The sequence below is a fragment of the Burkholderiales bacterium genome, assembly GCA_013695435.1.
Taxonomy (GTDB): Bacteria; Pseudomonadota; Gammaproteobacteria; order Burkholderiales; family JACMKV01; genus JACMKV01.
Genome location: JACDAM010000049.1, coordinates 21,011 through 30,925, shown reverse-complemented (window position 1 = coordinate 30,925; position 9,915 = coordinate 21,011). Strand labels below are relative to the sequence as shown.

The window sequence follows — 9,915 nt, the reverse complement described above, 5'->3', positions numbered from 1 at the left end:
CCCCGGCACTGACGATATCGAAGAAAATCGAATTCAGCCAAGGGTACGCCATGTTATCGTCATCGTAGCTTCTGTGTTTGTGATGATAGGAAGTCAGCCAATTCCGGGTCTTTCTGGGAGCAGCAAGCGCTGCTTTTAGCGCTTTCCCGAACATGTTCTTCTTCTCCTTTCGAAGTCTTGAGCAACGGGGTTAATTAAGGCATGAAAGAGCGCGCCGACCTTTGGATCGCTGCTTTCCCTTCGTACCTGACGTGGCGACCAGACCGATACCTTACGAAACCTATTGTGAGACTTCGGTGTGCCAATTGTGGTTTTTTTGTGAGATTGTTCGATTCATTGAGGCCAGCCACCTCCGCCGATCAAAATCCCGACGGGCGTCCATCGAGCGCGCCATCGTTGATCTAAAACCTCATAGCATTGGGGGCAACTTCCAGCAGAACTTCCCCGCTTCCGTATTTCGACTGACACCGCCGGCGCGGTTCGCGAACGGGTTCGCTCTTGCCCCGATCAAGGGAGGTTGGAGACGCTCTCTCGACCGGCGTACCGCGGCGCCGGCGTTTATCGCGAAGAACTGCAACAGCGATTCGGAATACCGCGCGGCAGCAACCTCGGCAATGGTGAGGCGGTCATCGGGGGCGGCCCTTGATGCTTGCCGGATTCGATGAATTACGGCGCCGCCGCTGGATCGACCCGCTTCACGACATCCGTATTTGCAGCATCAGACGACTTTTGCGGGTCGGCGCGGTTGCCTTGTGATAGCAAAAGGAATCCTCTATGAATCCGAAGCCCGCCTTGCCGCATATGGTCGCGATGTTTTCCTGACCGTAATGCCGGATGATGTTTTCATCGGACTGGTTCGCGGAGCCGAGCAAATGGGAAAGTTTCTTGCCTTTATGGCTGCCTAGCACGACAACATGCGGGCCGGCCGTTACGTCGACTTCGGTGATGTAGAAATTGAAGTATATATATGTATACGCGTGCAGGTCGAAATGGAATAGCACCGTTTGCTTCGCTTTCAGACGGTCCTCGATGCTAGTTTGCTTCGGAAAACTCCACCAGAGTAGCGGCATGATCAGGCGCGGATCGCCGTTCAAATAACGCGACGCAATTTCCAGAAGTTTGGGATCGTTCTGGATTTCGGCAATCGCCGCGCATTGCGATGCCGGGTCGTCGTACCCGCCCATGAGCACGGTCTGACCGATATCCGCTTCGGCTTTCTCATGGTCACGATAGTGGAAATAACGTTTCTGACGGGTATTTCTCAGATAGGCAAAACATTGGGTATTTTCGGCATGGCCCAGAATGTTTTTAACAGAGCTGAATGGCAGGTTGACATCCGGGTACAGGGCATCGCGATTTACGCTCGACAGCGCCTCCTCTACGTCGAGTTGCGGAAATAACGTCTGCGTAAGATCGAAGCTCGATCTTCTGCGCGTGAAGCTGTTGGCGAAACGCGCGGCGCGGCGTACCGGATCGAACCGGCCCGTTGCATACATGAGAATTTCCCCCGGCCCGTGTTCGACCAACCGTGCTAGCGTCCCTCGCAACAAGCTCATTTTTTCGCTCCCTATGTGTTTTTTTTGTTGAATCGGTCAACGGCAAATACACTATATGAATTAAGCATAAAAATATAGTGCTCGGCCAGGGCGAACCAATGTTGCCCCATGATTTCGTCATCCATACCAATTGGTCGTGGCCGTACCGGCTGACAATTCAGGCGCAATCGCGGCAACAAACTTCGCAATTTCCTATAGCGCCGCTGACGCCTCGCGGCCATTCTCCGCCCCCCAATCCGCCGGCGATTCGACCGCCCGCCTCTCAGGGCGTAAAATCTCTATTGGCTGTTCAGCCGGCCCTTGTTAATTCCCAATCAGGAGAATAAGTATGAGTGAAGCACGCGAAGTCGTGGTATTGAGTGGCGTACGCACCGCAATCGGTGATTACGGCGGCAGCCTGAAAGATTTTGCACCGGCCGATCTTGCGGCGAAGGTGATTCGCGAAGCCGTTTCGCGCGCCAAGATCGACCCGAAAGATGTCGGTCATTGCGTCATGGGCAACGTCATCCACACCGAGACGCGGGACATGTATCTCGCCCGCGTCGCCTGCGTCAATGGCGGCCTGCCGCATGAAACGCCGGCTCTGACCTTGAACCGCCTGTGCGGCAGCGGCATGCAGGCGATCGTCAGCGCGTCGCAGCACATCATGCTCGGCGATACCGATTGCGCGGTCGCCGGGGGTGCCGAGTCCATGAGCCGCGGCGGTTATCTGCTGCCGAACCTGCGCTGGGGTCAGCGCATGAACAGCGGCACCACGGTCGATATGATGGTCGGCGCTTTGACCGATCCGTTCGATACCATCCACATGGGCATCACCGCCGAAAATGTCGCCGCTAAATGCGGGTTGAAGCGCGAAGAGCAGGACGCATTCGCGGTGGAAAGCCATAAGCGCGCGGCGCAGGCGCAGGAAAAAGGCTACTTCAAGGATCAGATCCTGCCGATCGAAATCAAGAGCAAAAAAGGCTCGACTTTTTTCGATAGCGACGAACACGTGCGCGGCGAATCGACAATCGAAGGCATGGCCAAACTGCGCGCGGTATTCCAGAAAGAGAACGGCACGGTCACGGCCGGCAATGCTTCGGGCATCAACGATGCGGCGGCCGCCGTTGTGCTGATGGAACGCGGCGCTGCCGAGAAAAAAGGTTTGAAGCCAAGGATGCGGCTGCTGGGTTACGCCCACGCCGGCATCGATCCGAAAATCATGGGGCTGGGCCCGGTCAGCGCCGTGCAGAAACTACTGAAAAAGACCGGCATACAGCTCAAAGACATCGACGTGATCGAATCGAATGAAGCCTTCGCCGCGCAGGCAATGGGTGTATCGAAAGAGCTGGGGCTCGATGGCAAGAAAGTGAACCCGAATGGCGGCGCGATCGCACTCGGACATCCGATAGGCGCAACCGGTTGCATCCTGACCGTGAAAGCGATGCACGAACTCGAGCGCACCGGCGGTCGTTACGCGCTGGTTACCATGTGTATCGGTGGCGGTCAGGGCATTGCGGCGATGTTCGAGCGGATATAGGCAGTCAACCGGGCCCCTGCTCACCTGTCACGTAAAAGTCCGCGTATTTCGACCGCTATCAAGGTCTAAAGGCGCGGGCCTTTTACTGGTTCCTCAGCGTGCCCATCAACTTGCAGCGCAAAACGCCAATACCGGTACGCGATCTCGTCGATACCACAGTCCCGCTCTGAATCGCGCAATTCCTCGAGGCAAGCCAGGAAGTCTTCCGCGTCCTGGCGCAAGCCTAGCGTGGAAAGACTCTTCAGAATGCGTGTGATACGCAGGTTGTTGTGTGTTCCTTGCGTGAACCAGTTGTGCTTTCGTTCGGCCCAGTTCGAACCCTTGACGATGGCCCCGTTTCGACGGGATAGACCAAAGAAAGCGAGCATCCGCAGAAAGCTCGCTCGCAAATGGGATTGCAGCAGGTCGTCTCCGCGGAAAGCAGCGACAACCTCGCGGTCGATTACCGGTGCTGAAGGAACAACCCGGCTTGTTTCCCGCAATGGAAAAAGCCACTGGATATAGTCGTGTGTTACCTCCAGCCACGGATCATCCTGGCGCACGATATCGGCGAGGAGACGACCGCGATCATCTGGATGACTTCCGGAATAGAACGCGAGCAGACGATTCATACGCGTGAGGCCTAACGCCTGAATTAAGCCGAGCCGCGGAAGGCTTCGGCTCGAATGAATTGTTGAAGACTAGTGATTGAGTGGTACGCACGAATAACTGCCTGGGAGGGTAGATAACGACGGATCCTTGTTATACGGCTTGATCAGCTCCATACAAACGCTCAGATCGTCAGCGTAACCGTGAATGGTGATGAGGTGATCTGTGCCATTTTTTATCACGGCGTAGTCTGGGGAGCCCCCACTTTTGTGCTTAGCGAAGAAGCGCTGCACATCATCTTGATCGGTATCTTTAGAAGCACAGCCCACAAGGCAGATAAAGACAGCCGAGATAATTGCGATCCGGCATTTATCCTGCTCCGATCGCATTGATGTCCCCTCTAACTGAGCTTGCCGTGGCACTGCTTGTATTTCCTGCCTGAGCCGCACGGGCAAGGATCGTTGCGGCCGATCTTCTGGCCGTCGCGCCTGATCGGTTGAGGTTTCTCCTCGCGCGCCTGGTTGTCTTCGACCGCTCCTAGCGCCTCGTCGTAATCGGCGTGGCGGTATTGCACGTTTGCGACCGCGGGTTGCTGCGCTTCTTCGACCGCCGCCTCGACCACTTCGGCGGCCTGCTCGGTCCTGATCTGCACCGTGATGATGATTTTGGTCACTTCCGCCTTGACCAGTTCGAGCAGACTCGCGAATAGCTCGAAGGCTTCGCGCTTGTATTCCTGCTTCGGATTTTTTTGCGCATAGCCGCGCAGATGGATGCCCTGGCGCAGATGGTCGAGCGCCGCCAGATGCTCGCGCCAGTGTGAATCGAGGCTTTGCAGCATGACCGCCCGCTCGTACTGATGCATGGCGGCCGGGCTGATCAGCGCGAGCTTGGCGTCGTATTCGTCGTTGGCGGCTTTGATCGCGCGCTCGCGAACGGTTTCCTCGGTTAGCTCGGACTCTTCACGCAACCAGTCCTTGACCGGAACGCGCAGATTGAAGTCGGCGGCAAGCGCCGTTTCCAGAGCGGCAACATCCCATTGCTCTTCCAGGCTTTCCGGCGGCACGTGCTGGGCAACAACAGCGGCCACGACCGATTCGCGCATGGCGCGGATGGTCGATGAAATATCGGTCGATTCGAGCAGCTCGTTGCGCTGCTGGTAGATCACGCGGCGCTGGTCGTTCGACACATCGTCGTATTCGAGCAACTGCTTGCGGATATCGAAGTTGCGCGCCTCGACCTTGCGTTGCGCATTTTCGATCGCGCGCGTCACCCACGGATGTTCGATGGCCTCGCCTTCCGGCATATTGAGCCGCCCCATGATCGCCGACACGCGATCCGATGCGAAGATGCGCAGCAGCGGATCTTCGAGCGACAGGTAGAAGCGGCTCGAACCAGGATCGCCCTGGCGTCCTGAACGGCCGCGCAACTGGTTATCGACGCGGCGCGACTCATGGCGCTCGGTACCGACGATGTGCAGGCCGCCGGCCGCGACGACTTCCTCGTGCAGTTTCTGCCAGTGACTGCGGATGTCGGCGCTGCGCGCGGTTTTCGCGCCCTCGTCAAGTTGCGCATCGGCGCGCACGCTGTTGATCTCGGGTTCAGGATTGCCGCCGAGCACGATGTCAGTACCGCGGCCCGCCATGTTGGTCGCGATCGTTACCGTCCCCGGCCGTCCGGCTTGCGCGACGATCTCGGCTTCGAACGCGTGCTGTTTCGCGTTCAGCACGCGATGCGCGATGTTTTCTTCCTTCAGCAAGCCCGACAGCAATTCCGAATTTTCGATCGAGGTGGTGCCGACCAGCACCGGCTGGCCGCGTTTCTGGCAATCCTCGATGTCGATAATGATGGCGCGGTATTTTTCTTTCACCGTGCGGAACACCTGATCCATGCGGTCTTCGCGGATCATCGTATGATGGGTCGGGATCACGACCGTTTCCAGGTTGTAGATCTGCTGGAATTCGTAAGCCTCGGTGTCGGCGGTTCCTGTCATGCCGGCCAGCTTCTTGTACATGCGGAAATAATTCTGGAAGGTGATCGACGCCAGCGTTTGATTCTCTTTCTGGATCTTGACCTTTTCCTTGGCTTCGACTGCCTGGTGCAGCCCATCCGACCAACGCCGCCCCGCCATCAGGCGACCGGTGAATTCGTCCACGATGATGACTTCGTTGTTCTGCACGACGTACTGCTGATCGCGGTGAAACAGCGAGTTGGCGCGCAGTGCGGCATACAGATGATGCACGAGGTTGATGTTCGCCGCGTCGTACAGGCTGCCGCCTTCGGGCAACAAGCCAGCCGTCGTCAATATCTCTTCGGCGTGCTCGTGACCCGCTTCGGTCAGCAATACCTGATGCGCTTTTTCGTCGACACTGTAGTCGCCGGGGCCGTCTTCCGCGGCCTGTAGCGTCAGCTTCGGCGCCAGATCCTGCATGCGGTAGTACAGCTCGGTGTTGTCTTCCGCCTGGCCGGAAATGATCAGCGGCGTGCGCGCCTCGTCGATCAGAATCGAATCGACCTCGTCGACGATTGCATAAGCGAGGGCGCGCTGCACGCGCTCGCTGGTCTGGTAGACCATGTTGTCGCGCAGGTAATCGAAACCGAATTCGTTGTTGGTGCCATAGGTGATATCGGCCGAGTAATTCTGCTGCTTGTCGTCGTGCGCCATCTGCGACAGATTCACGCCCACAGTCAATCCGAGAAAGTTGTAGATGCGGCCCATCCATTCGGCGTCGCGCCTGGCGAGGTAATCGTTGACCGTGACGACGTGCACGCCGCGTCCGCCGAGCGCGTTCAGGTAGGCCGGCAAGGTTGCGACCAGCGTCTTGCCTTCGCCGGTGCGCATCTCGGCGATCTTGCCGTCGTGCAATACCATGCCGCCGATAAGTTGCACATCGAAGTGACGCATGCCGAGCACGCGTTTGCCGGCCTCGCGAACGACCGCGAACGCTTCGGGAAGCAGATCTGCCAGGGTGTCCTTCAGCGCATCGTTGCGCTCGTTGCGCAGTTGCTCGGCGCGCTCGGCATCGCCGTTCGCGTTATCCGGGATTTGCGCGAGGCGCTCCTTGATCCGGTTCCTGAACTCGCCGGTCTTTGCCGCCAAAGCTTCGTCGCTTAGCGCCTGCATCGCCGGCTCAAGTACGTTTATCGCCTTGACGCTGCGGCCATATTGCTTCAGCAGCCGCTCATTGCGGCTGCCGAATACTTTCCTGAGCACATTTTGTAGCATTACGCGAACATCCTTTCGGAGCCGGAACAACAGGGAACCCGAATCAGCAGCGTCGCAGAAACGGGCCAGCGAGGCGCAAGCCGGGGTCGATCAGGTCTGAGACAGCTTTTTGCGCAGTATGTTAAATCAAAAAGGGGCGGGCAGACTGCCCCACCCCTTTAGTTCAAACGAAGTCCAAACCGATGTGGTCCGGACGGAAGCGGAGCTAACCGGGCATTTGCAGGAAACGCGCGGGGTTTTGCGGGACACCCTTGAGATGCACTTCAAAATGCAGGTGCGCACCGGTCGATCGGCCGGTGCTGCCGACTTCCGCAATCCTGGCGCCGCTTTGCACGATATCGCCAACCTTGACCAGCAACCGCGATGCATGAGCATAACGGCTGACGAGATCATTGCCGTGGCTGATGTCGACCATATTACCATACTGGGGGTGGCGGGCCGCGTAGACGACCGTGCCGCCGGCAGCGGCGAAAATCGGGGTTCCCGCGCTGGCGACGAAGTCGATTCCCTCGTGCATCGCCTTGCGTCCGGTGAATGGATCGACGCGCCATCCGAATGACGATGAATGCCAGGCGCCCGCGACCGGCTTGGCAGACGGTACGAGCTTGCGCTTGACCTGCTCCATGCGCGTAATCGATTCGATCATTCCCAATGTTTCGTAGCGTTCGTCGACCTGGCGCGCGAGCGTATCGAGCTGCGAATTTAATTCCTCGATCGAAAAGTCCTGTTGCGGAATGCTGGAAAGGGCGCCGCCGCGACCCGGATCCTCTTCGAGTTGGACGTCCTGCGGCCTGATCCCGGCGGCTTTGGCCAGCCTCTCGCCCAGACTGTCGAGCCTGAGCAGGCGCGCCTGCATCTGCCCGACCCTGGCCGCCATGGCGCTGAGGTTTTCGCGCAGATGCGATTGCGCGCGTGCATTACCCTCGGGTAGGGCCTCCGGCTGCGATTGACCGAGCAGCGGCCGCGGCCGATTGAGATCGAACGGTATTGATGGTAGATAATAGTAGATAGACCCGATTGCTGCGAGAATCGACACTGCCAGGAAACCCGCAATCAGCGCGATCTGGAATCTGTTGATCGTAATCGTTCGAGTTTTTGCCAGCCTGCCGGAAACCAGAATAATATTCATCTTCGCCCCCCGACGAAGCATGGCGCCCGGCCATGTCGTGCGAATAGCAAACAAGCGCAAAACCTATGCCTATTGGCAGGGTCCTCGTATGTCCTTGAGACTGCGCTGAGTTCCGGTTTTCCCGGCGGTTTTCTGGGGTGCCGCAGGACAATTTTTGGCAAAGCGTGCCCGGTCCGGGCACCGTATCAGGAGCGTGCCGAATGAAATGGCAGGGACCGCGATCGGCACGTTATTTTCTGGATACGGCAAACGCGCTGCGCGCGCCGCGCGAACAAGCCTGCCGCCTGCTCGCTCTGCAACACGCGATATGCAACATCGATCTAGCTGCGGGCGCGCAATGCAAGGTCAGCCATTTGAAAAACGACGTGCTTTTCTTGTTCGCCGATACAGGTGTGACGGCAGCCAAACTGAAGCAATCGGCGCCGTCACTACTGGCTCGCTTGCACCGCGCCGGCCATGTGCCGGAGGTAGCGCGGATCGAGGTACGAGTGCGTCCGCGCCACGATGCCGCACCACTGCCAAAGCGGGCGGTGCTGAATGGGGAGGGTTTGAGCCATCTCGAACGGTACGCCGCAAACCTGGACGACATGCCGCTGAAGGCAGCGTTGCGCGTATTGATCGAACGGCAACGGCGTCGGCGTTAGGGACGTCGGATCAGGTTGCCATTCTCGCGGAAACGGGAAGGACGGGGTGAGGTCTTCATTCAGAGCTTATCGGGCGAGAGCTTGGCGGGCTATAAGACCAGCACCAGGCGTTCCAGCGCGTAAAACGTCAGGAACACGAACAAAACGACGACGCTGAATTTGAACACCTGCCACGCGAAAACCAGATATCGGCGATCTTTCTTGAACAGGTAGAAGCCGATAGACATTGCGATCGCCGAGAGCGCCAGAAAGACGACTAGCCTGATCAGGATCATGCGGTAACTTACCCGCCCGGAGTTTTCCGGGCGATTTCAGGCGGCTTGGGTCTGCAGGCGCAAAAAGCCCGGCGCCTCTTCGATGCGCTCGAAGCTCACATACTCCCATGCCGTTTCATCTTCGAGCAGCGCACGCAGCAGCGCGTTATTCAGTGCGTGCCCCGATTTATAGCCGGAAAAGGCGCCGATCAGCGGGTGACCGAGCACATAGAGATCGCCGATCGCATCGAGCAGCTTGTGCTTGACGAACTCGTCGTCATAACGCAGCCCGTCCTGGTTCAGCACCCGGTAATCGTCCATGACGATGGCATTGGACAGGCTGCCGCCCTGGGCCAGACCCTGGGAGCGCATGCTCTCGACATCCTGCATGAAACCAAATGTGCGCGCGCGGCTGACTTCCTTCACGTAGGAAGTCCTCGCGAAATCGATGCTCGCGCTCTGCCCGGATTTGGCGAAAACCGGGTGGTCGAACGAAATCGTCAGATCGAGTTTGAAACCGTTGTAAGGCTCGAATCGAACCCATTTGTCGCCGTCTTCGACCTGCACGGGCTGCAATACGCGGACAAACTTTTTCGCGACCGGCTGCTCTTCGATGCCGGCCGATTGCAGCAGGAACACGAACGGCGCCGCGCTGCCATCGAGAATAGGCACCTCGCCGGCCGATAGATCGACGTAGGCGTTATCGACGCCCAGCCCGGCGAACGCCGACATCAGATGTTCTATGGTCGCGACGCGCATCTCGCCGCGCTCCAGGCATGAGCATAATTTCGTATCCTGGATGTTGTACGGCGCCGCTTTGATTTCGAGCGGCTCGGCGAAATCGGTGCGGCGAAAAACGATGCCGGTGTTGGCCGCAGCCGGCCGCAAGGTCATGTAGACCTTCTGCCCGGTGTGCAGACCGACGCCGGTTGCGCGCACGATGCTCTTCAATGTTCGCTGCTTGATCATTATTTGCTCTCGACACCCGCGCCCGAGATGTAA

Annotated in this window: 8 protein-coding genes; 2 read left to right on the top strand and 6 right to left on the bottom strand. The window is 58.3% G+C overall.

The genetic code is table 11. From position 1 onward, the window contains the following. Positions 1–695: 695 nt before the first annotated feature. Positions 696–1,496 (bottom strand): hypothetical protein, encoded by an 801-nt coding sequence (locus H0V78_02760; GenBank protein ID MBA2350729.1) that lies wholly within the window; start codon positions 1,494–1,496, stop codon positions 696–698. A gap of 388 nt (positions 1,497–1,884) precedes the next feature. Here H0V78_02760 and H0V78_02755 point away from each other — a divergent pair, with 388 nt between their 5' ends. Next, the gene (locus H0V78_02755) at positions 1,885–3,075 is read left to right on the top strand and encodes an acetyl-CoA C-acyltransferase family protein (GenBank protein MBA2350728.1); all 1,191 of its coding nucleotides are present in this window, start codon (positions 1,885–1,887) and stop codon (positions 3,073–3,075) included. Between the two features lie 65 nt (positions 3,076–3,140). Here the strand turns inward: H0V78_02755 and H0V78_02750 are convergent, their stop codons facing one another. From H0V78_02750 to H0V78_02740, 3 genes are all read right to left on the bottom strand, one after another. After that, the gene (locus H0V78_02750) at positions 3,141–3,686 is read right to left on the bottom strand and encodes a hypothetical protein (protein ID MBA2350727.1); all 546 of its coding nucleotides are present in this window, start codon (positions 3,684–3,686) and stop codon (positions 3,141–3,143) included. Positions 3,687–4,063: 377 nt separating this feature from the next. Continuing rightward, entirely contained in the window at positions 4,064–6,886 is a 2,823-nt protein-coding gene (gene secA, locus H0V78_02745; protein MBA2350726.1) for a preprotein translocase subunit SecA, read from the bottom strand. Between the two features lie 205 nt (positions 6,887–7,091). Next, positions 7,092–8,015, bottom strand: a complete 924-nt coding sequence (locus H0V78_02740) for a M23 family metallopeptidase (protein MBA2350725.1) — start codon at positions 8,013–8,015, stop codon at positions 7,092–7,094. A gap of 200 nt (positions 8,016–8,215) precedes the next feature. Between H0V78_02740 and H0V78_02735 the strand changes: the two genes are divergently transcribed. Next, positions 8,216–8,659, top strand: coding sequence for a DUF721 domain-containing protein (locus H0V78_02735; GenBank protein MBA2350724.1), 444 nt, complete (start codon positions 8,216–8,218; stop codon positions 8,657–8,659). 89 nt (positions 8,660–8,748) lie between these two features. On the opposite strand, the gene H0V78_02730 is transcribed toward H0V78_02735, so the two are convergent. Together H0V78_02730 and H0V78_02725 are read right to left on the bottom strand one after the other, a co-directional pair. Continuing rightward, positions 8,749–8,934: a hypothetical protein gene (locus tag H0V78_02730; GenBank protein ID MBA2350723.1), complete on the bottom strand. Its 186-nt coding sequence runs from the start codon at positions 8,932–8,934 to the stop codon at positions 8,749–8,751. Positions 8,935–8,970: 36 nt separating this feature from the next. Beyond that, entirely contained in the window at positions 8,971–9,882 is a 912-nt protein-coding gene (locus H0V78_02725; GenBank protein ID MBA2350722.1) for a UDP-3-O-acyl-N-acetylglucosamine deacetylase, read from the bottom strand. Between the last annotated feature and the right edge of the window lie 33 nt (positions 9,883–9,915).